Origin of the sequence: Gordonia zhenghanii, from assembly GCF_021738965.1 — a bacterium.
Taxonomy (GTDB): Bacteria; Actinomycetota; Actinomycetes; order Mycobacteriales; family Mycobacteriaceae; genus Gordonia; species Gordonia zhenghanii.
Genome location: NZ_JAKKOQ010000004.1, coordinates 201,834 through 221,635 on the forward strand (window position 1 = coordinate 201,834; position 19,802 = coordinate 221,635).

21 protein-coding genes are annotated in these 19,802 nt (G+C 67.8%); 16 read left to right on the forward strand and 5 right to left on the reverse strand.

Translation table 11 applies throughout. The features are described from left to right. Positions 1 to 7 precede the first annotated feature (7 nt). Complete coding sequence (locus L5G32_RS04570) at positions 8 to 1,525, forward strand: YifB family Mg chelatase-like AAA ATPase (RefSeq protein WP_237009837.1); 1,518 nt, start codon at positions 8 to 10, stop codon at positions 1,523 to 1,525. Then, a complete protein-coding gene (gene dprA / locus L5G32_RS04575; protein ID WP_237009838.1) occupies positions 1,522 to 2,655 on the forward strand; it encodes a DNA-processing protein DprA in 1,134 nt (377 codons plus the stop codon). The genes L5G32_RS04570 and dprA overlap by 4 nt, the downstream gene beginning before the upstream one ends. 43 nt (positions 2,656 to 2,698) lie before the next feature. Here dprA and L5G32_RS04580 read toward each other — a convergent pair whose 3' ends face one another. Next, positions 2,699 to 3,283, reverse strand: coding sequence for a hypothetical protein (locus L5G32_RS04580; RefSeq protein WP_237009839.1), 585 nt, complete (start codon positions 3,281 to 3,283; stop codon positions 2,699 to 2,701). Positions 3,284 to 3,372: 89 nt separating this feature from the next. On the opposite strand from L5G32_RS04580, the gene L5G32_RS04585 reads away from it, so the two are divergent. Together L5G32_RS04585 and L5G32_RS04590 are read left to right on the forward strand one after the other, a co-directional pair. Next, on the forward strand, positions 3,373 to 4,176 hold the full coding sequence (locus L5G32_RS04585) for a siderophore-interacting protein (RefSeq protein ID WP_237009840.1): 804 nt from the start codon (positions 3,373 to 3,375) through the stop codon (positions 4,174 to 4,176). 46 nt (positions 4,177 to 4,222) lie between these two features. Next, positions 4,223 to 5,122, forward strand: coding sequence for a tyrosine recombinase XerC (locus tag L5G32_RS04590; RefSeq protein WP_237009841.1), 900 nt, complete (start codon positions 4,223 to 4,225; stop codon positions 5,120 to 5,122). On the opposite strand, the gene L5G32_RS04595 is transcribed toward L5G32_RS04590, so the two are convergent. Beyond that, positions 5,070 to 5,609, reverse strand: coding sequence for a M23 family metallopeptidase (locus tag L5G32_RS04595; RefSeq protein WP_372491635.1), 540 nt, complete (start codon positions 5,607 to 5,609; stop codon positions 5,070 to 5,072). The genes L5G32_RS04590 and L5G32_RS04595 overlap by 53 nt on opposite strands. Before the next feature lie 331 nt (positions 5,610 to 5,940). Between L5G32_RS04595 and rpsB the strand changes: the two genes are divergently transcribed. Together rpsB and tsf are read left to right on the forward strand one after the other, a co-directional pair. Beyond that, the gene (rpsB, locus tag L5G32_RS04600) at positions 5,941 to 6,816 is read left to right on the forward strand and encodes a 30S ribosomal protein S2 (protein ID WP_237009842.1); all 876 of its coding nucleotides are present in this window, start codon (positions 5,941 to 5,943) and stop codon (positions 6,814 to 6,816) included. Between the two features lie 120 nt (positions 6,817 to 6,936). After that, a complete protein-coding gene (gene tsf / locus L5G32_RS04605; RefSeq protein ID WP_237009843.1) occupies positions 6,937 to 7,761 on the forward strand; it encodes a translation elongation factor Ts in 825 nt (274 codons plus the stop codon). A gap of 77 nt (positions 7,762 to 7,838) precedes the next feature. Here tsf and L5G32_RS04610 read toward each other — a convergent pair whose 3' ends face one another. Next, a complete protein-coding gene (locus tag L5G32_RS04610) occupies positions 7,839 to 8,318 on the reverse strand; it encodes an SRPBCC family protein (RefSeq protein WP_237009844.1) in 480 nt (159 codons plus the stop codon). A gap of 5 nt (positions 8,319 to 8,323) precedes the next feature. Next, positions 8,324 to 8,689 carry an ArsR/SmtB family transcription factor gene (locus L5G32_RS04615; RefSeq protein WP_237009845.1) on the reverse strand — a complete coding sequence of 122 codons (366 nt, stop codon included), beginning with the start codon at positions 8,687 to 8,689 and terminating at the stop codon, positions 8,324 to 8,326. A 194-nt stretch (positions 8,690 to 8,883) separates the two neighbouring features. On the opposite strand from L5G32_RS04615, the gene pyrH reads away from it, so the two are divergent. The 4 genes from pyrH (at position 8,884) to rlmN (ending at position 12,222) form a co-directional block, all read left to right on the forward strand. Then, entirely contained in the window at positions 8,884 to 9,633 is a 750-nt protein-coding gene (gene pyrH / locus L5G32_RS04620; RefSeq protein WP_237009846.1) for a UMP kinase, read from the forward strand. A gap of 31 nt (positions 9,634 to 9,664) precedes the next feature. Further along, positions 9,665 to 10,222, forward strand: coding sequence for a ribosome recycling factor (frr, locus tag L5G32_RS04625; RefSeq protein ID WP_237009847.1), 558 nt, complete (start codon positions 9,665 to 9,667; stop codon positions 10,220 to 10,222). Beyond that, positions 10,219 to 11,052 carry a phosphatidate cytidylyltransferase gene (locus L5G32_RS04630; protein ID WP_237009848.1) on the forward strand — a complete coding sequence of 278 codons (834 nt, stop codon included), beginning with the start codon at positions 10,219 to 10,221 and terminating at the stop codon, positions 11,050 to 11,052. Before frr ends, L5G32_RS04630 begins: the two co-directional genes overlap by 4 nt. A gap of 63 nt (positions 11,053 to 11,115) precedes the next feature. Beyond that, positions 11,116 to 12,222, forward strand: a complete 1,107-nt coding sequence (gene rlmN, locus L5G32_RS04635; RefSeq protein WP_237009849.1) for a dual-specificity RNA methyltransferase RlmN — start codon at positions 11,116 to 11,118, stop codon at positions 12,220 to 12,222. Positions 12,223 to 12,300: 78 nt separating this feature from the next. Here the strand turns inward: rlmN and L5G32_RS04640 are convergent, their stop codons facing one another. Beyond that, positions 12,301 to 12,564, reverse strand: a complete 264-nt coding sequence (locus L5G32_RS04640; RefSeq protein ID WP_237009850.1) for a DUF2631 domain-containing protein — start codon at positions 12,562 to 12,564, stop codon at positions 12,301 to 12,303. A 134-nt stretch (positions 12,565 to 12,698) separates the two neighbouring features. On the opposite strand from L5G32_RS04640, the gene dxr reads away from it, so the two are divergent. The 6 genes from dxr to L5G32_RS04670 all read left to right on the forward strand — a co-directional run bounded on the left by dxr (position 12,699) and on the right by L5G32_RS04670 (position 19,802). Beyond that, positions 12,699 to 13,871, forward strand: a complete 1,173-nt coding sequence (gene dxr / locus L5G32_RS04645; RefSeq protein WP_237009851.1) for a 1-deoxy-D-xylulose-5-phosphate reductoisomerase — start codon at positions 12,699 to 12,701, stop codon at positions 13,869 to 13,871. A gap of 18 nt (positions 13,872 to 13,889) precedes the next feature. Beyond that, positions 13,890 to 15,098 (forward strand): M50 family metallopeptidase, encoded by a 1,209-nt coding sequence (locus tag L5G32_RS04650; protein WP_237009852.1) that lies wholly within the window; start codon positions 13,890 to 13,892, stop codon positions 15,096 to 15,098. A 36-nt stretch (positions 15,099 to 15,134) separates the two neighbouring features. Beyond that, positions 15,135 to 16,304, forward strand: a complete 1,170-nt coding sequence (gene ispG / locus L5G32_RS04655; protein ID WP_237009853.1) for a flavodoxin-dependent (E)-4-hydroxy-3-methylbut-2-enyl-diphosphate synthase — start codon at positions 15,135 to 15,137, stop codon at positions 16,302 to 16,304. A gap of 66 nt (positions 16,305 to 16,370) precedes the next feature. After that, positions 16,371 to 17,207 carry a GNAT family N-acetyltransferase gene (locus tag L5G32_RS04660; protein ID WP_237009854.1) on the forward strand — a complete coding sequence of 279 codons (837 nt, stop codon included), beginning with the start codon at positions 16,371 to 16,373 and terminating at the stop codon, positions 17,205 to 17,207. Between the two features lie 19 nt (positions 17,208 to 17,226). After that, positions 17,227 to 19,032, forward strand: coding sequence for a penicillin-binding transpeptidase domain-containing protein (locus tag L5G32_RS04665; RefSeq protein ID WP_237009855.1), 1,806 nt, complete (start codon positions 17,227 to 17,229; stop codon positions 19,030 to 19,032). Between the two features lie 359 nt (positions 19,033 to 19,391). Beyond that, entirely contained in the window at positions 19,392 to 19,802 is a 411-nt protein-coding gene (locus tag L5G32_RS04670) for a hypothetical protein (RefSeq protein WP_237009856.1), read from the forward strand.

Genomic DNA, 19,802 nt, shown 5'->3' on the forward strand with positions numbered 1-19,802 from the left:
CACGGTCATGAGCGGCTTGGGACGGGTCCACTCGGTGGGTCTGAACGCATTCGCCGCCGACGTCATCGAGATTCAAGCCAACATCAGCAACGGGCTGCCCGGGTTCATCATCAGCGGGAGCGCCGACACGTCGCTGCGCGAGGCGAAGGACCGAGTGCGTGCGGCGATCGGCAACAGCGGCGCCAAGTTCCCGGAGAAGAAGATCGTCGTCGCGCTGGCTCCGGCCAACCTGCCGAAGTCCGGTGCGGGGTTCGACCTGCCGATGGCGATCTCGGTGCTGATCGCCACGGGTCAGGCGCAGACCACGCTTCTCGGTGAGACGGTCCTGGTCGGCGAACTGGCGCTCGACGGACGGGTTCGGCCGGTGCGCGGCGTCCTGCCGTTACTCCTCGGCGCCCGCGCTGCGGGCTTCCGGCGTGCCGTCGTCCCGGTCGGGAACGTTCGCGAAGCCACGCTCGTCGACGGACTCGACATCGGCGGCGCGGACTCGCTGTCGGACGTCGTCGCATGGCTCGCCGGGGATCGCGCTCTCGACACGGTGTCCGACACCGAATCGGGGCCCTCGCCCGCTCCGATCCCCGACATGACCGACGTCGTAGGGCAACCCGCGGCTCGGCACGCACTCGAAGTGGCTGCGGCTGGAGCTCATCACGTGCTCATGACCGGCCCGCCGGGAATCGGGAAGACGATGCTGGCCTGCCGGTTGCCCGGCATCCTGCCGCCACTCGGCCACGACGAGTCGCTCGAAGTGACGGCGATTCATTCGGTCGCGGGCATGCTCCCCGCGCACCGGCCACTCATCGAGACGCCGCCGTTCATCGCGCCGCACCACAGCGCGAGCATCACCTCGCTCCTCGGCGGCGGGACCGGGATGGCCCGGCCGGGATCCGTGTCGCGGGCCCATCGCGGCGTGCTGTTCCTCGACGAATGCGCAGAGATGGGCGCAAAGGTCCTCGACTCGCTGCGGCAGCCACTCGAAGACGGCGTCGTCCGGGTGTCACGCCGCGACGGCACGGCGTCGTACCCGGCGCGCTTCCAACTCGTGCTGGCCGCTAATCCGTGTCCGTGCGCGCCGGCCAACGACGTCGACTGCGTGTGCACGTCCATCGTCCGCCGTCGATACCTCGGGAAGCTGTCCGGACCGTTGATGGACCGGGTCGACATCCGCGTCCACATGGAGCCACCCGGAAACACCGCACTGATGACTGAACAAGGGGAGTCGACGGCGGTCGTCGCCGCCCGGGTCGCACACGCGCGCGCGGCGGCCCAGGAACGGTGGGCCGAGCACGGCTGGTTGACCAACGCCGAAGTACCGGGCAGTGCGCTGCGGCGGCGGTATCGCCTTGCGCCGGAAGCGATGCGGCCCATCGAAGCATTCCTCGGACAGGGGAGGATCACCGCGCGCGGCGCGGATCGCGCACTCCGTCTGTCGTGGACACTCGCCGACCTACGCGGCAGCGAGCGCCCCGACACCGACGACGTCGCGCAAGCATTGATGTATCGAGATCGGGGGACCGGGAGATGACCGATATGAACGACGCCGAGCGCAGAGCGTGGGCGTATCTCGCAGCGGCCGCGGAGCCGCCGTCGGCGTCGGTGATCGCGCTCGTGTCGGCGATCGGCGCCATCGATGCGGCGACAGCGGTTCGCGATCGGAAGGCTCCGACAGGTCATCTCGCGGCGCTCGCGGCGACCGAGGCCCGTTATGCGACAGACACGTCCGACCGCGACCTCGACACGGCCGACCGGATCGGCGCACGGCTCGTGACTCCCGACGACGAGGAGTGGCCCGGTTGGCCGTTGTCAGTCCTGGACCGTGCATCGACGGCCGCGCGTGGCGGCGGCCCGCTCGCACTGTGGGCGCGAGGTCCGGGGACGTTGGCGTCGTCGGGTGACGTGGCCGTCGCGCTCGTGGGCTCGCGCGCAGCATCGTCGTACGGCGAATACGTCGCAGGCCAATTCGCGTCCGGCCTGGCCGGCCACGGGAAGACAATCGTGTCCGGTGGCGCGTACGGGATCGACGGAGCCGCACACCGCGGCGCATTGGCCGCAGGCGGTCGCACGATGGCGGTGCTCGCCTGTGGGATCGACCGCGACTATCCGACCGGTCATGCACGGCTTCTGCACGAGATCGCGACACGCGGTCTGATCGTCTCCGAATACGCACCAGGCACGACGGCAGCGAAGCACCGATTCCTCACGCGCAACCGCCTGGTCGCTGCGCTGTCGGGTGCGACGATCGTCGTGGAGGCCGGTCGACGGTCGGGCGCGGCGAACACCGCGGCGTGGGCTACTCGACTGGGTCGCCCGCTCGGTGCAGTGCCCGGACCAGTGACGAGCGCGACGTCGGTCGGCGCGCACGCGATGATCGCGGACGGTCAGGCGACGCTCGTCGCCGACGTCGACGGGGTCGCGTCGCTGGTCGCACCCGACGGAGAAGACACGCGTGGACCGGCGCGGCTCCGCGACACCGACGGGCTGCCGCCGGACCAGTTCCGCGTGGTCGAAGCTCTGCCCGCCCATGAATCGATGTCCATCGACGAGATCTCCTTCAGCGCGGGAATCCCCGTCGACGCGGTGCGCAGTGCGCTGGCGGGTCTCGACGTCGCGGGTCTCGTCGACGAGGACGGCGGGTTGTGGCGACTGCGTCGGTGACGATCTGACCACGGGCCGCGGCGACTCGACCGCTGGGGCGCCGTCACTGCACGGTGAACGTCGCCGTCGACGGATCGGTCGGGGCACAGAGCGGCGGAAGATCGTCGCGCGCCGCGGCCGGTGGCGTCGCAAGCGCGGCCGTGATCCGGTACGCGCCGCGCTCCGTGAGGGACCAACTGGTTCGAATCAACGTCCCGTCGGCGTCGATCACGTGACTCTCGACCGCGGGCGGATCGGTCGCAGTCTGGACGTCCAAGGCGAGCGACTCGCCTGGTGGCAACGCGGTGAGGGCGGCGCGCACCGCGTCGATCGAGGGCGCGAACGTGGGGATCGGTCGGGACGACGACGCGACGTCCGTCCCGTCACGTGTCACCGACGTGACGATCGCGCTGCCGATGCCGTGCTTGGGAACAGCGCACGGAGCGTCGGAGTCGTTGTGCACCGTCAAGGCCAGCCGGGGGACTGCGCCGGTAGCCCCGTGGTCGGGCGTCGATCGCAGTTCGACGCTGACGCCGGCGGGAGCGTCGCCGCCGGATGAACACGCGGCGATCGGGACGGCGCACAGCACAACCGCGGCCCCGACCGTGGCCGCCCGAGTCCGCGTGATCGGCGCTGTCGGAGTAGGCATAGGGAGAGTTGTACACCGTCGCCGTGCGGCCCGCCCCGACGTTCGAGAGCACAGTTCGTTAGGATTACCTAAGAAGGAGGTGCTGCGCAATGGCGAAGCGACAGAACACGATGACGGTGCTGCGCACCGAGGACCTGACGACGCACATGCGTCGGATCTGGTTCGGCGATCCGGGATTCGACGACTTCCAGGCGACCGACGACACCGACATGTACGTCAAGTTCCAGTTCGCACAACCCGACCGCGACGGACCGGTACTGCGCACCTACACCGTGCGCTTCCACGATCCGGTGGCGCGCGAGATCGCCGTCGACTTCGTCGTGCACGGCGATGAAGGGCTCGCGGGCCCGTGGGCGGCACATGTGCAGCCGGGGGAGACGATCACGTTCCTCGGACCCGGCAGCGGCTACCGTCCCGATCCGGCGGCCCCGTGGCATCTGCTGGCCTGCGACGAGGCAGGCCTGCCCGCGGTGGCCGCAGCGCTCGCGACACTGCCCGCGGACGCCGTCGCGAAGGTCTTCATCGAAGTGGCGGGACCCGACGACGAGGTAGAACTGTCCGCCCCGGACGGTGCCGAGATCACCTGGATCCACCGCGGATACGGATCAGACGACGCGCCCGACGACGTCGCAGGCGACAATGCGCCGATCATCACCGCGGTGAAGGACGCCGAATGGCTCGACGGCGAGCCGCACGTCTTCATCCACGGCGAGGCGCAGGCCGTCATGAAGAACCTCCGCCCATACATCCGCAAGGAGCGGGGCGTGGGCAAAGCGCGCGCCTCGATCTCCGGGTACTGGCGACGCGGACGCACCGAGGACGGGTTCCGGTTGTGGAAGGCCGACCAGAAGGCTGCGATCGCGGCGGACGAAGAAGCCTGGTCGAACGTCTGAACACTGCTCCCACGATCGGGGCAGTCGCTGGCCTACCCTGGGCATCATGGCCGACGTCCTAAGCGCATTCGCCGATCACCTGCGCCACGAGAAGGCGCGTAGTGACCACACGGTGCGCGCGTACACCGGCGACGTACGCGGACTGATCAGCTTCGCCGGAGCCCGGGGCGTCGAACTCGCCGACATCGACCTCGCGCTGCTGCGTGCCTGGCTCGCCGAACACACTCGGCGAGGCGCGGCCAGAACGTCGATCGCACGACGCGTCTCGTCGGCGAAGACGTTCTGCGCGTGGGCCGTTCGCGAAGAGATCCTCGCGACCGACGTGGCTGCCCGGCTGCAGGCTCCGAAGTCGCACCGCGTCCTCCCGCACGTCCTCGACCCGGAGGCGGCAGCGGCGGCCGTCGATGCCGCGGCCCGGCCCGAGCTGTCCGACCCGACCGATCCCGTCGCGCTCCGCGACCGGCTGATCGTCGAACTCCTGTACTCATGCGGGATCCGAGTCGGGGAGTTGTGCGGACTGGACCTCGGTGAAGTCGATCGGGACCGTCGCGTGGTCCGGGTGATCGGCAAGGGCGACAAACAGCGGTCGGCTCCGTACGGCGGACCCGCCGAGAAGGCGCTCACCGCGTGGCTGCGCAGCGGACGTCCGGCCCTGGCCACTGCAGAGTCGGGGGAGGCGCTGCTCGTCGGGGTCAAAGGACGCAGGCTGGACCAGCGGATGGCGCGCAGCGTGGTGCACCGCGCCACCGACGACGGCGACGGCTCCTCGATCGGTCCGCACGGGTTGCGGCACAGCGCCGCCACTCACCTGTTAGAAGGCGGGGCGGATCTGCGCGTGGTCCAAGAACTTCTCGGACACTCGTCGTTGGCGACGACGCAGCTCTACACGCACGTCAGCGTGGAGCGTCTGCGGGCCGTGCACGACCAGGCGCATCCGCGGGCGTGAGCGGCTTCAACCGGACTTGCACGACGCCGAGAAGGCCGAGCGGATCGAGGTAGACGGCGTCGCGTCCGCGCCCACGCCGGGCGCCCCAGTGCAGACACGCCGACGCCCGGCACCCGTCATGACCGGCGGCGAGCAGTCCGATCACCTCGCCGCGCCCGACGTGATCGCCTCGACGCACCCGAGCCACCACCGGTTCGTACGTGGTGAGGATTCCGTCGGCGTGCATCACCGACACAGTCGGACGGCCCGCGACGCTTCCCGCGAAGTTCACGGTGCCCGCTCGCGCCGACAGGACGGCGTCGTCGGCGCGGGCCGCCAGATCGACACCGCGGTGGCCGGCCTGCCAGCGCTGTGCCGGCGGGTCGAAAGGACGTACCACCTGGGGCGTCGGCGCCAACGGCCAGCGGTACGCAGATCCGGGCTCGGAGGTCGCGGTAGACCCGAACGGCAGAGCGAGCAGAAGGCAGACGGCCGTCGGGAGCCACACGGAAGCAACTCGACGCGTGACGACACCTGGCCGGACCGATCTCATACAAGGTCAGACGCACCGGGTCTTCGCACGGTTCCGCAACTCGCCGCACCTACTGCGAACTGCATTGATTTGCCTGGTCGCGCCGCATTGGAGTAGTCTTTCCGACGCACCCGGGTATGCCTGGGTGACTTCGCGCGTCCGCGCGGACCTCTCGCGAAAGCGAAGGTCTACCGGTCGTCCTGCGCGGTCCCGGACCCTGAAATCGGTTCGGGTGCAGGCGATTGCGGGCGCCAGGGTCCGAACCCGACTTGGGGGAGGACGGCAAACTGCAAGAGAGGACACATTCATGGCTGTCGTAACCATGAAGCAGCTGCTGGACAGCGGCGCACACTTCGGTCACCAGACCCGTCGGTGGAACCCGAAGATGAGGCGCTTCATCTTCACTGACCGCAACGGCATCTACATCATCGACCTGCAGCAGACGCTGTCGTACATCGACCGCGCCTACGAGTTCGTCAAGGAGACTGTCGCTCACGGCGGCACCATCCTGTTCGTCGGCACCAAGAAGCAGGCGCAGGAATCGATCGCCGCAGAGGCGACCCGCGTCGGCATGCCGTACGTGAACCAGCGTTGGCTCGGTGGCATGCTCACCAACTTCCAGACCGTGCACAAGCGCCTTCAGCGTATGAAGGAGCTCGAGGCCATGGAGCAGACCGGTGGCTTCGAGGGTCGCACCAAGAAGGAAATCCTCATGCTCACGCGTGAGAAGAACAAGCTCGTCCGCACCCTCGGCGGCATCCGCGACATGGCCAAGGTTCCCTCGGCCGTGTGGGTCGTGGACACCAACAAGGAGCACATCGCCGTCGGTGAGGCTCGCAAGCTGAACATCCCGGTCATCGCGATCCTGGACACCAACTGCGACCCGGACGTCGTCGACTACCCGATCCCGGCGAACGACGACGCGATCCGTAGCGCTGCTCTGCTGACCCGCGTCATCGCATCGGCCGTCGCCGAGGGCGTGCAGGCGCGTGCCGGCCAGGGCTCGGGCGACGCGAAGCCCGAAGCCGGCGCCGAGCCGCTCGCCGAGTGGGAGCAGGATCTGCTCGCCGAGGCCTCCGCTCCGGCCGCTCCCGCAGCTGAGGCCGCTCCGGCAGCTGAGGCCGCTCCGGCCGAGGCCGCTGCCGCTCCGGCCGACGCTCCGGCTGCTCCTGCCGCAGAATAGGCAGTGACCGCATAGTCTCCTCGCCGTACCGTCGCTGTCCGTAGGTTCCCTGCGGACAGCGACGAGGCGACGGGGCGGGCTAGTCACACCGAAGAATCCTAAGAAGGAGGATCGCCGCACATGGCGAACTACACCGCGGCGGACGTCAAGCGTCTGCGCGAAATGACCGGTTCGGGCATGCTCGACTGCAAGAACGCACTGGCCAACAACGACGGTGACTTCGACAAGGCTGTCGAAGAGCTGCGTATCAAGGGCGCCAAGGACGTCGGCAAGCGTGCTGAGCGCTCCACCGCCGAGGGCCTCGTCGCTGCGCGTGACGGCGTCATGGTCGAGCTGAACAGCGAGACCGACTTCGTCGCCAAGAACGAAGAGTTCCAGAAGCTCGCCGACGACGTCCTCGGTGCTGCAGTCGAACTGCGGACCAACGATGTCGCCGAGCTGTCGGCAGCCAAGCTGGGCGACGGCACCGTCGCCGAGGCCGTCGAAGCACTGTCGGCCAAGATCGGCGAGAAGCTGGTCCTGCAGCGCGTCGCATCGTACGACGGCCCGGTCGCCGTCTACCTGCACAAGCGTGCGTCGGACCTGCCGCCGTCAGTCGGCGTCGTGGTCTCGTACACCGGCGAGGGCGACACCGCTGCGGAGGCCGCTCGCGGCGCCGCCATGCAGGTCGCAGCTCTGAAGGCGAAGTACGCCAGCCGCGACGAGGTCCCCTCGGACATCGTCGAGGGCGAGCGTCGTATCGCCGAGGAGACCGCGAAGGCAGAAGGCAAGCCCGAGCAGGCGCTGCCGAAGATCGTCGAAGGTCGCGTCAACGGCTTCTTCAAGGACGTCGTCCTCGTGGACCAGCCGTCGGTCACCGATTCGAAGAAGACGGTCAAGGCGATCCTCGACGAGGCAGGCGCCTCCGTCGTCGCGTTCAGCCGCTTCGAGGTCGGACAGGTCTGATCTGGTCCGCGACCTGATCGGTTGAATTCCGACAAGAGCCCGGCACTCCTTCACGGGGTGCCGGGCTCTCGTCGTCTTCACTGGTGGATGTGTGCGAGCGCGGTGGTCAGCTCCTCGAACGCCTCAACCCAGCCGTCGTACATGCCGTGCTCGGATCCGCGGTCGTCGGCGACGCCCTGCACGTGGAATCGCATGTCGCACGTGCCGTCGCCTGATTCGCTGAGCTCCACGGTGATCAGCGGCGGCTCTTGATCGATCGCCTCGGCGGTGGCGGACGACGTGTCGGCGCCCCAGGTGAACTGCAACAGTTCGGGCTCCACGATCTTCGTGTAGGCGCCGACGGTCGGGTACTCGGTCCCGTCGGGGATCACCATCGTGTAGCCGTACGAGCCGCCTTCGCGGAGGTCGATGTACAGCGACCCTTCTTTGACGACGACGTCGTGCGGATGCCACCAGAGCATGGCGATGCTCGGGTCGGTCCACGCCTCCCAGACTCGGCGGCGTGAGGCATTGAAGCTGTAGTCGATGGTGAACTGCTTCTCGGTGTCGGTGGTCATCTTTCTTACTCCTTCTCCGTTGTCTCGGATGTGGTGGCTGTTCGAGCGACTTCGAGTGCTTCGAGGGTCTCCTCGAGTCGAGCGAACCGTTCGAGCCAGATGCTGCGGTGCTCGACGACCCACGCCTGCGCCTGCGTGAGCGGTTCCTCGCGCATCTCGCAGGTCCGCCAACGTCCCTGCTTGGTGCGGACGATGAGCCCGGCGTGCTCGAGCACGTTCAGGTGCTGTGTGACGGCGGGTCTGCTCATGGCCAGTGGTTCGGCGAGAACGGACACCGTCGCCGGGCCGTGGGCGAGTCGCTCGAGGATCTGCCGTCTGGTCGGGTCGCCGAGGGCCTGGAACGTGGCACTCAGCGGATCGATACGATCCATACGTAAGCATCTCCTTAAGTAAGCGACTACTTAACTGTGGCACACGGCGGCGACGACGTCAACGGTTCGGTTGTTCCGACACCCGGTTCGCAGCCGGTCGGCGTATTCGACGAGCCTTCTTCTAAGATGAATGGGATCGGTTTCGGCGGCGCTGAGTGCTGCCGAGACCACGACGTCGAAGCGGAAGAGGATTGATGACTGCTCAGGCTCCAGTCGGTGCGCCGGCCGGCGGTTACCGGCGAGTGCTTCTCAAGCTCGGTGGTGAGATGTTCGGGGGTGGCAGAGTAGGTCTGGATCCGGATGTCGTGGCCGCTGTCGCCGACCAGATCGCCGAGGTCGTGGCCGACGGTGTGCAGGTCGGCATCGTCATCGGCGGTGGCAACTTCTTCCGGGGAGCCGAGTTGCAGCAGCGAGGCCTGGACCGCGCGCGGTCGGACTACATGGGCATGCTCGGCACTGTGATGAACTGCCTTGCGCTGCAAGACTTCCTGGAGAAGCGCGGCATCATCACGCGAGTGCAGTCGGCGATCTCGATGGGTCAGGTCGCCGAGCCGTACCTCCCGTTGCGTGCCGTGCGGCATCTGGAGAAGGGGCGTGTGGTGATCTTCGGTGCGGGCATGGGTATGCCGTACTTCTCCACCGACACGACCGCGGCTCAGCGCGCCCTCGAGATCAAGGCCCAGGTCGTCATGCTTGCGAAGGGCGTCGACGGGGTCTACTCCGATGATCCGCGCACCAACCCGGACGCCGAGCTGTTCCACGAGATCACCCACCGCGAGGTGATCGAGAAGGAGCTCAAGGTGGCCGATGCGACGGCGTTCAGTCTCTGCATGGACAACAACATGCCGCTCCTCGTATTCAACCTCCTCGAACGGGGCAACATCGCACGCGCGGTCGCGGGTGAGACGATCGGAACGCTCGTCAGCACCGAACCGGCACCCTAGAGACTCTTCTCAACAAGATAAGGACATCGACATGATCGACGAAGCTCTGCTCGACGCCGAGGAGAAGATGGAGAAGGCCGTCAGTGTCGCACGCGACGACATGGCGTCCATCCGGACCGGCCGTGCCAACCCGGCGATGTTCAACAAGGTCGTCATCGACTACTACGGCGCGATGACTCCGATCACTCAGGTCGCGGGCATCAACACGCCCGAACCCCGCTTGGTGGTCATCAAGCCCTACGAGCCGTCGCTGATGCGTGACATCGAGACGGCGATCCGCAACTCCGATCTCGGCGTCAACCCGACGGACGACGGCAACGTCATCCGCGTCGCGATCCCGCAACTCACCGAGGAGCGTCGCAGGGACTTGGGCAAGCAGGCGCGCGGCAAGGGCGAGGATGCGAAGGTCGCGATCCGCAACGTGCGTCGCAAGGCCGTCGACGAGCTCAAGCGCATCCAGAAGGACGGCGAGGCGGGCGAGGACGAGGTCTCCCGCGCCGAGAAGGAACTCGACAAGACCACGCATTCGTACACCGACGCGGTCGACGAGCTCGTGAAGAACAAGGAAGCCGAGCTGCTCGAGGTATGACGACCCCCACGACGTCCAAGGCCGGCCGAAACCTCCCCGCGGCGATCGCGGTGGGGGCCGGCCTCGGCGCCGTGCTCATCGCGGTCCTAACGTTGGTGCCGATGGCCTGGTACGGCATCGTCTCCGTCGCGTTGGGGATCGCGACGTGGGAGGTCTGCAAGCGACTGCACGACGGCGACTTCGGGGTGCCGTTCTGGCCGCTCCTCGTCGGCGGACAGGTCACCATCTGGGTCTCGTGGCCGTGGGGGATCGAGGCGTCGTTCGTCGCGTTCGCCGCGACCGTGCTCGTGCTGATGGTGTGGAAGCTGTTCGCCCAGGGGCTCTCGAACGCTCCGCAGAACTACGTCCGCGACCTGTCGCTGTCTGTGTTGGTGCTGGCCTGGCTGCCGATGCTGGCGACGTTCGGCACCGAGATGGTTGCGCAGGACCAGGGCAACTTCCGGGTGCTCACGCTCGTGATCGTGGTGGTCTGCTCGGACATCGGCGGCTACGCCGCCGGAGTCCTGTTCGGCAGACATCCGATGGCTCCGGCGATCAGCCCGAAGAAATCGTGGGAGGGATTCGTCGGCTCGCTCGTCGTCGGGACGGTCGGCGCGGTCCTGTGTTCGATGTTCCTGCTCGACGCGGCCTGGTGGGTGGGAATCGCGCTCGGCCCGTTGATGGTGATCGTCGCGACCACCGGCGACCTCGTCGAGTCTCAGGTCAAACGCGACCTCGGCATCAAGGACATGGGCACCCTGCTCCCCGGCCATGGCGGCATCATGGACCGCCTCGACTCGTTGCTCCCGTCGGCGCTCGTCACCTGGGCGGTGCTGACGATTCTCCTGTGATCCTGCGCGCATCGTGATCCTGTGTGGAGCGGACATGTGCGCGCTCCGTGAGAGAATGAGGGCATGACGTCTCTGCCGCTGGTCTTCGACGCGCCCAAACGCGGGCGTCCGCCCACTCATTTCGCCGACCTCGACGAGGCGGGGCGAATCAAAGCAGTCACCGATCTGGGCTTCCCGAAGTTCCGCGCGAATCAGCTCGCGAAGCAGTACTACGGCCGGTTGACGGGCGACGTCGCCGAGATGACCGACGTTCCCGCAGCCAAGCGCGATGCAGTCGGCGAGGCGCTGTTCCCGACGCTGATGACGCCGGTCCGGCACGAGCAGGTCGACGACGGCAGCACTCGCAAGACGCTGTGGCGCCTGCACGACGGGACGCTCCTGGAATCGGTCCTCATGCGCTACACCGACCGAGACACCCTGTGCATCTCGTCGCAGGCCGGCTGCGGCATGGCCTGCCCGTTCTGTGCGACCGGGCAGGGCGGACTCGACCGCAATCTGTCGACGGCGGAGATCGTCGACCAGGTGCGTGCCGCGGCGAGGGCTGTTCGCGACGGCGACATGGGCGAACCCGGGCGACTGTCCAACGTGGTCTTCATGGGCATGGGGGAGCCGCTCGCCAACTACAAGCGAGTGGTGGACGCCGTTCGCAAGATCACCCGTCCCGCCCCAGACGGATTTGGCATCTCGGCGCGACACGTCACGGTCTCGACCGTCGGCCTGGCCCCCGCGATCAGGCGGCTCGCCGACGAAGGGTTGGCCGTGACGCTCGCCGTCTCCCTGCACACACCCGACGACGAACTCCGCGACACTCTGGTGCCCGTGAACAATCGTTGGTCGGTGACCGAGGTGCTCGACGCCGCTCGCTATTACGCCGACCAGACGGGTCGACGCGTCTCCATCGAGTACGCGCTGATCCGGGACGTCAACGACCAGCCGTGGCGTGCCGATCTGCTCGGTGAGAAGCTCCGACACAAGCTCGGCGGTCTCGCGCACGTCAATGTCATCCCCCTCAACCCGACACCGGGCTCGGAGTGGGACGCGAGCCCGAAACCGGTCGAGGCCGAGTTCGTGCGTCGAGTCCGCGAACAAGGGATCTCGTGCACCGTCCGCGACACGCGCGGACAGGAGATCGCCGCGGCATGTGGCCAGTTGGCGGCCGAAGAGCGCTAGGACGCCGTTCTCCTTACGACCCGACACAAGCAGCAGGGCCGGACACCATACGGTGTCCGGCCCTGCTGTCTGCGATTTCTAGCGTCGCCAGGCGCCCTTGCGCGGGATCATCTTGTAACCCGCGAAACCGATCAGTCCGACGGCGATCACGATGAGGTAGATGTCCTCGACGTGGCCGACGTGGTTGCCGACCAGCATGGCCAGGCAGATCAGGCCCGAGACGAACGCGGCGATCGCGTAGGTACGGGGTGCGGTACCGCTCCAGCCGAAGCGGGCCGACGGCGCATCGGCCGGCTCGCGGACCCAGCCGGTATCGATCTGTTCGACCTCAGTGCTTGCCACGTCCACTCCTTATGACAGCCGGTAGTAGTTCGGGCTACAGCATAACCCGCGGGGTGTGGCGCGTATGCATGTGGTGGAGCGTGGCGCGCTCGGTGGTCTCACCGCTCGCACACGAGGGCCGCGCGTGCGTCACAATGGCTTCCGTGAGGACACGCGTATTGATTCTCGGCTCGACGGGATCCATCGGCACCCAGGCTCTTGAGGTGATCGCCGACCACCCCGATCGGTTCGAGGCCGTCGGCCTCGGCGCAGGCGGCGGCAACCTCGAACTCCTCGGTCAGCAGATCGCGGAGACGGGGCTGGCCCCGTCGCGGGTCGCGGTGGCCGACCCCGCGGCCGCAGCGGCGTTGACCGACCGGATCGGCGGCGGCGTCCTGGCGGGCGACGACGCGATGGTCCGGCTGATCGAGACCGTCGAGGCCGACGTCGTCTTGAACGGTGTGGTCGGAGCGATTGGTCTGCGCCCCAGCCTCGCGGCACTCGAGACCGGCGCCCGCCTGGCGCTGGCCAACAAGGAGTCGCTCGTCGCGGGCGGATCGCTCGTCCTCGACGCGGCAGCGCCCGGCCAGATCGTTCCCGTCGACTCGGAGCACTCGGCCATCGCGCAGTGTCTGCGCGGCGGGTCGACGGACGAAGTGGATCGCCTCGTGCTCACCGCATCGGGCGGGCCGTTCCGCGGCTGGACGGCCGAACAGGTCCGGGACGTGACCCCGGAGCAGGCAGGCAAGCATCCGACGTGGTCGATGGGCCCGATGATCACCCTGAACTCCGCGACGCTGGTCAACAAGGCGCTGGAGGTCGTCGAAGCTCACCTGTTGTTCGACGTGCCCTACGACCGGATCGACGTGACCGTCCACCCGCAGTCGATCGTCCACTCGATGGTGACGTTCGTCGACGGTGCGACCATCGCGAAGGCGTCGCCCCCGAGTATGAAACTGCCGATCGCGCTGGCGCTCGGCTGGCCGGACCGGGTCCCCGGGTCGTCGGCGGCGTGCGATTGGACACAGTCGGCGACGTGGACGTTCGAGCCGGTGGACGACGAGGTGTTCCCGGCGATCTCACTGGCGCGCGAGGCCGGAACCGTCGGCGGAAGCCTGACGGCCGTGTTCAACGCGGCGAACGAGGTCGCCGCCGACGGATTCTTCGCGGGGGACATCGGGTTCCCGCGGATCGTCGGCACTATCGCCGACGTGCTCGCCGACGCAGATCAATGGTCGTCGAAGCCGGGTACTCTGGACGAGGTTCTGGCAGCAGACCGTTGGGCGCGCGACCGTGCGGCAGCCCTGGTCGCCGCGGCCTCGAAGTGATCTGAGCGGAGTCGGTAGTTGAGTTTCGTCCTGGGCATCGTGCTGTTCGCGGCTGCGCTGCTGATCTCGATCGCCTGGCATGAGCTCGGGCATCACGTCGCGGCGAAGGCGACCGGAATGAAGGTGCGACGCTTCTTCGTCGGCTTCGGTCCCACGGTCTGGTCCACGCACGTGGGGGAGACCGAGTACGGGCTCAAAGCGATCCCGCTCGGCGGATTCTGCGATATCGCGGGCATGACGCCCCACGACGAACTCTCGGTCACCGAGCAAGGTCGCGCCATGTACCAGCAGAAGACGTGGAAGCGCCTGGTCGTGATGATCGCAGGTCCGGTGCAGAACTTCATTCTCGGCTTCATCCTGATCATCGTGCTGGCACTGGGATGGGGGCTGCCGATCCTCGGTGACCAGCCGGTCCACGCGACCGCGCTCTCCTGCGTCGCGCCGACGACGGACGCGACCGGCAATCCGGTCGAGTGCACGGGCCCGGCGCCCGCCGAGGAGGCGGGACTGCGCCTGGGCGATCAGATCGTCGCGGTGAACGGTGCGGAAGTCGCGAACTCGTCCGACCTCGTCGACAAGGTGCGCGATTCGACGTCGTCGGCCCGGCTGACCGTGCACCGCGACGGTCAGACGATGGACGTGACGATTCCCGTCACCCAAGTGCAGCGCATGACGGAGAAGGACGACGGCACTCTCGTTCCGGTCACGGTGCCCGCGATCGGCGTGACCCTGGATCGGGTCACCGTCGCCCACTACGACTGGACGTCGGTGTGGGGCGGAGCCGTCTCGTTCACCGGCGACATCGCCGAGGAGACCGTCAAGTCGCTCGCGTCGCTACCGTCCAAGATCGACGACCTGTGGACCGCCGTCACCGGCGGCGAACGCGCTGCCGACACCCCGGTCAGCGTCGTCGGAGCCTCGAGGCTCGGGGGCGAGGCGGTCGAGCGCGGCTATTGGGACCTGTTCTTCGGGTTGCTGCTGAGCATCAACTTCTTCCTCGGAGCGTTCAACCTCGTGCCACTGCTGCCGCTCGACGGCGGGCACATGATCATCGCGATCTACGAGAAGGTGCGCAATCTGCTCCGCCGCGCATTCGGGCGGTCGGACGGTGCACCCGTCGACTACTACAAACTGCTGCCGCTGACGTACGCGGTCGTCGCGGTGATGGGGGCGTTCATGGTGTTGACCGTGACGGCCGACATCATCAACCCGATCCGCATCTTCTGACCGGTAGTCTGGCAAGCGAATATAGGAGTGATGTCAATGACTGAATCGTCCGGACCGCTGGCCGTGGGCCTCGGGATGCCCGCCGGGCCGCCGCCCGTGCTCGCGCCGCGCCGGAAGACCCGACAGATCCAGGTCGGATCCGTCGGGGTCGGGAGCGACCATCAGATCTCGGTGCAGTCGATGTGTACGACCAAGACGCACGACGTGAACTCGACGCTTCAGCAGATCGCCGAGTTGACGGCGTCGGGCTGCGACATCGTCCGCGTCGCCTGCCCGCGTCAGGAGGACGCGGACGCGCTCGCCACGATCGCCCGGAAGTCGAAGATCCCGGTGATCGCGGACATCCACTTCCAGCCGAAGTACATCTTCGCCGCGATCGACGCGGGCTGCGCCGCCGTCCGCGTCAACCCCGGCAACATCAAAGAGTTCGACGGCCGCGTCAAAGAGGTCGCGAAGGCCGCAGGCGACGCAGGCATCCCGATCCGTATCGGCGTCAACGCGGGCTCCCTCGATCCGCGTCTGCTCAAGAAGTACGGGAAGGCGACGCCCGAGGCGCTCGTCGAGTCCGCACTGTGGGAGGCGGGCCTGTTCGAGGAACACGGCTTCGGCGACATCAAGATCTCGGTGAAGCACAACGACCCGGTAGTCATGGTCGAGGCCTATCGTCAGCTCGCCGCGCAGAGCGACTACCCGCTGCACCTCGGCGTCACCGAGGCCGGGCCCGCGTTCCAAGGCACCATCAAATCGGCCGTCGCGTTCGGTTCGCTGCTCTCCGACGGCATCGGCGACACGATCCGCGTCTCGCTGTCGGCGCCGCCTGCTGAGGAGATCAAGGTCGGCGACGCCATCCTGCAGTCGCTCAATCTGCGTCCCCGCAAGCTGGAGATCGTCTCTTGCCCGTCGTGCGGTCGCGCGCAGGTCGACGTGTACAAGCTGGCCAACGAGGTCAGCGCAGGCCTCGAAGGCATGGAGGTTCCGTTGCGGGTCGCCGTGATGGGGTGCGTCGTCAACGGGCCGGGCGAGGCGCGCGAGGCCGACCTCGGCGTGGCATCGGGGAACGGCAAAGGCCAGATCTTCATCAAGGGCGAAGTCGTCAAGACCGTACCCGAAGCCCAGATCGTCGAGACATTGATCGCCGAAGCGCTGCGTATCGCCGAGAGCACAGAGGACACTGGTAGCGGGACACCGACGGTGTCCGTCAGTTGATGTCCGAGTCCGTGAGGTCGTCCCTGACCTGATTGACGTCACTGACCTGACTATCGGAGGTGCGACGTGCTTCGACTGCTCGGCGGCCGTCCGCTCGGGGCCCGGGACGCGGAAGCGGTCACGCGCGCTCTCGACGCAGATCCGGTCGCGTCCTGCATGGTTGCGGCGCGCATCGAGGCGTACGGGATCATTCCACGCCTGCTCGGCGGTGAGATGTGGAGCGCGTCGACGCCGGGGGAGTCCCTGTGCTTCTCGGGAGCCAACCTGATGCCGCTCGTCGGCGACGCCAACGACCTCGACTACTTCGCCGACCGAGTGCTCAGCGCGCCGCGTATGTGCACGTCGGTCGTCGGCGATGCTGAATTGGCCCTCGGGCTGTGGGACCGAGTCGAGTCCGAGTGGGGCACTCCACGTGAGATCCGGCCCGAGCAGCCGTTGCTCGCATTGCGCGGAGCCCCCGCGATCGAACCGGACCCGCATGTTCGACTGGTCCGCACCGCCGACCTCGAGGCCTACTTTCCCGCGGCCGTCGAGATGTTCCGCGGCGAGGTCGGCGTCGACCCGTGCGCGAGTGACGGCGGACGGTCGTACCGCCGTCGTCTGGCTGCGCTGATCTCGGCGCGCCGGGTGTTCGCCCGCTTCGAGGACGGGCGAGTGGTCTACAAGGCCGAGATCGGGTCCATGTCCCGCCGCGTGGGACAGATCCAGGGGGTCTGGGTGGACCCGGAGCAACGAGGCAGGGGGCTCGGCGCCTCCGGGACCGCAGCGGTCGCCGCCGCGATCGCTCGCCAGGGGCGGATCGCGAGTCTCTACGTGAACAGTTTCAACACCGCGGCTCGGGCCACCTATCGCAGCGTCGGTTTCGACGAAGTGGGGACGTTCGCCACAGTCCTCGTCGACTGACCCGTTACTCTCGTCCACGATGCCTCTCCGACGACTTCTCGCTGTGCTGTGTGCGCTCCTGCTCGTGGTGACGGCCGCTGCCTGCGCGTCGGACGACGACGGGCCGCGCGCTGCCGCAGATGCGTTCGTCGGTGCATTCGCCGACCATGACGTCGACGCCGCCGCGGCGCAGACCACCGTGCCGGATCGCGCGCGGACCGTGTTGGCTGGCGCGTGGGAGGGGTTGGCGGCGCAGTCGCTGTCCGCGCGGACCGGGCGCGTCCACCTCGACCAGGACATCGCGGACGTCGACGTCACCTACACGTGGACACTGCCGCGCGGACGGACCTGGGAGTACGACACGACGCTCTCGATGGGGCGCAGCGACACCGGCTGGGCCGTCCGGTGGTCCTCGACGGCGGTCCATCCGCATCTGGGCGCCGACCAGCGGCTCCTGCTCAGCGACCTCAGCCCGCCGCGCGCGTCGGTCAACGAGTCCGACGGCTCGGAGGTGATGGTCAACGGGATCGTCACCTCCGTGTCGTTCGACGGGCGCGCGGCGATCGAGGGCGGCGACGTCGTGGGGTCGGCGGCGCGCCTGGTGCTGGTGATGGGTCCGTTCGTGCCCGGGTTGTCGGTGCAACGGCTCGCGGAGCAGGCGACCGCATCTGCGGAGCCCCTGCCGATCGGCGTGCTGCCCGCGGGCGACGTCGAACGACTTCGCGGGGAACTCGACCTGCCGGGCATCGTTCTGAATGAACGGTCGGTACTGCAACCTCGCGACCCCCGTTTCGCGTCGGCAGTGTTGACGCGGGTCGGAGCCACGGTCGGCGCCGACGTCGTCGGGAAGCCCGGATGGCAAGTGGCCGTGGTGAATCCGAACGGAGTCGTCGCCGACGTCGTGCATCAGGAGCCGAGTGTTCCGGCGCCTGCGGTGTCGTTGACCCTGTCGCGTTCGGTGCAGGATTCAGCGCAGCGTGCTGTGAACGCGGTGCAGGGGCATGCGGCGATGACCGTGGCGGTCCAGGCGTCGACCGGAAAGATCCTGGCGATCGCCCAGAACGGCGACGCCGACCGGGTCGGCCTGCCTGCGACCGCAGGTCAGTATCCGCCCGGTTCGACGTTCAAGATGGTCACATCGGCCGCCGCGATGAGTGCCGATCTGTCGCGTCCGGACGCGATGGTGAACTGTCCCGGCGAGATCACCATCGGCGACCGCACCATCCCCAACTACGACGGATTCGCGCTCGGCGCGGTGACGTTGCAGCAGGCGTTCGCCGCGTCGTGCAACACGACGTTCGCGCACTTGGCATCGCAGATGGGACCGTCCGACCTCGCGCATGCGGGTGCGGCGATGGGGCTCGGGTCCGAGTACGACATCGCAGGCATCGAAGCCGAATCGGGGTCGGTTCCGATCGAACCGCAGCTGGTGCTGCGCAGCGAAGACGGTTTCGGTCAGGGCACCGTGCTGGCCAGCCCGCTCGGCATGGCCTTGGTCGCGGCGACCGCGGCTACCGGCCGACTGCCCGTGCCGCAGTTGATCAACGGCCGCGACACGAAGGTGACCGGGCCGGACGTCTCGCTGGACGGCGACGTCTACGCGCGACTGCGCCCGATGATGCGGTCGGTGGTTACCGAGGGCACGGCGTCGACGATCGCCGATCAGGGCGAGGTGTTCGGTAAGACGGGCGAGGCGGAAGTGAACGGCGGATCGCACGCGTGGTTCGCCGGGTACCGGGGCGACATCGCCTTCGCCACGCTGATCGTCCTCGGCGGCGGATCGGACGCGGCGGTCGGCATCACCCGGGACTTCCTCGCCGGGATTCCCGCAGACTTCCGTCCGTGACGGATGACTAGGCTGCGCGGATGAATAGTGCACTAATCGGATGACTCAGACAACCGCGGCATGACATGATCATGTGACCTTCGTCACGAAAGGCGGTCAAGGTCATGAGCGGTCCGACCCCTCCCAATCCCCAGGATCCAGGCCTGCAGTACCCATCACCAGGAGTCCCGCAGGCTCCGCCCCAGTCTCTACCGATCGCGCCCCAGTCTCCACCCGGATTTCAGCAACCCGGCGCTCAACCAGGCTTTCAGCAACCCGGCGGTCGACATCCCGGTATGGGCGGGCATGCGGCCTTCGGTGACGTCGGGCGCGGGTATCCATCTCCGGCGGCGCCGACCGCAACGGTCAATCCGAGACTCATGCCGTTTCTCGGAGCGACGGCGGTGGTCGCGTTCGTCGTGTTCGTCGCTGCGTTCCTTCCGTGGGTGTCGTTCGACGGCGGGTCCGTGTCCGGTGCGCAGGGCGGCGGCGACGGAGTGTTCACCCTGATCGTCGCGGTGATCGCAGGCGCAGTCGCGGTGGCGGCGATCTTCCTCACGGCCCGGCAGCAGTTGCTTCCGCGGATCGCGGGCATCGTGTCGGTCGTCGTCGGGGTCATCGTCACGTTGATCGCGATCGTGGACATCTCGAGTGTCGGTGACTCTCAGGTGACCGGGTTCGGGTTCGTCTTCGACTTCTCGGTCGGGTTCGGCCTCTGGCTCACCCTGGTCGGCGGACTCGCGTTCATCGCTGTCGGGATCGCCACTCTCGTCGTCGAGAGACGTCACTGA

Excerpts from the sequence above, each read along its gene's own strand:
- pyrH (WP_237009846.1), top strand. The coding sequence starts at position 8,884 with ATGACTGCTCAGGCTCCAGTCGGTGCGCCGGCCGGCGGTTACCGGCGA.
- dxr (WP_237009851.1), top strand. The coding sequence starts at position 12,699 with ATGGCTTCCGTGAGGACACGCGTATTGATTCTCGGCTCGACGGGATCC.
- L5G32_RS04590 (WP_237009841.1), top strand. The coding sequence starts at position 4,223 with ATGGCCGACGTCCTAAGCGCATTCGCCGATCACCTGCGCCACGAGAAG.
- ispG (WP_237009853.1), top strand. The coding sequence starts at position 15,135 with ATGACTGAATCGTCCGGACCGCTGGCCGTGGGCCTCGGGATGCCCGCC.
- rpsB (WP_237009842.1), top strand. The coding sequence starts at position 5,941 with ATGGCTGTCGTAACCATGAAGCAGCTGCTGGACAGCGGCGCACACTTC.
- L5G32_RS04580 (WP_237009839.1), bottom strand. The coding sequence starts at position 3,283 with ATGCCTACTCCGACAGCGCCGATCACGCGGACTCGGGCGGCCACGGTC.
- L5G32_RS04670 (WP_237009856.1), top strand. The coding sequence starts at position 19,392 with ATGCCGTTTCTCGGAGCGACGGCGGTGGTCGCGTTCGTCGTGTTCGTC.
- rlmN (WP_237009849.1), top strand. The coding sequence starts at position 11,116 with ATGACGTCTCTGCCGCTGGTCTTCGACGCGCCCAAACGCGGGCGTCCG.
- L5G32_RS04585 (WP_237009840.1), top strand. The coding sequence starts at position 3,373 with ATGGCGAAGCGACAGAACACGATGACGGTGCTGCGCACCGAGGACCTG.
- L5G32_RS04630 (WP_237009848.1), top strand. The coding sequence starts at position 10,219 with ATGACGACCCCCACGACGTCCAAGGCCGGCCGAAACCTCCCCGCGGCG.
- dprA (WP_237009838.1), top strand. The coding sequence starts at position 1,522 with ATGACCGATATGAACGACGCCGAGCGCAGAGCGTGGGCGTATCTCGCA.
- L5G32_RS04615 (WP_237009845.1), bottom strand. The coding sequence starts at position 8,689 with ATGGATCGTATCGATCCGCTGAGTGCCACGTTCCAGGCCCTCGGCGAC.
- L5G32_RS04570 (WP_237009837.1), top strand. The coding sequence starts at position 8 with ATGAGCGGCTTGGGACGGGTCCACTCGGTGGGTCTGAACGCATTCGCC.
- L5G32_RS04610 (WP_237009844.1), bottom strand. The coding sequence starts at position 8,318 with ATGACCACCGACACCGAGAAGCAGTTCACCATCGACTACAGCTTCAAT.
- L5G32_RS04665 (WP_237009855.1), top strand. The coding sequence starts at position 17,227 with ATGCCTCTCCGACGACTTCTCGCTGTGCTGTGTGCGCTCCTGCTCGTG.
- frr (WP_237009847.1), top strand. The coding sequence starts at position 9,665 with ATGATCGACGAAGCTCTGCTCGACGCCGAGGAGAAGATGGAGAAGGCC.
- tsf (WP_237009843.1), top strand. The coding sequence starts at position 6,937 with ATGGCGAACTACACCGCGGCGGACGTCAAGCGTCTGCGCGAAATGACC.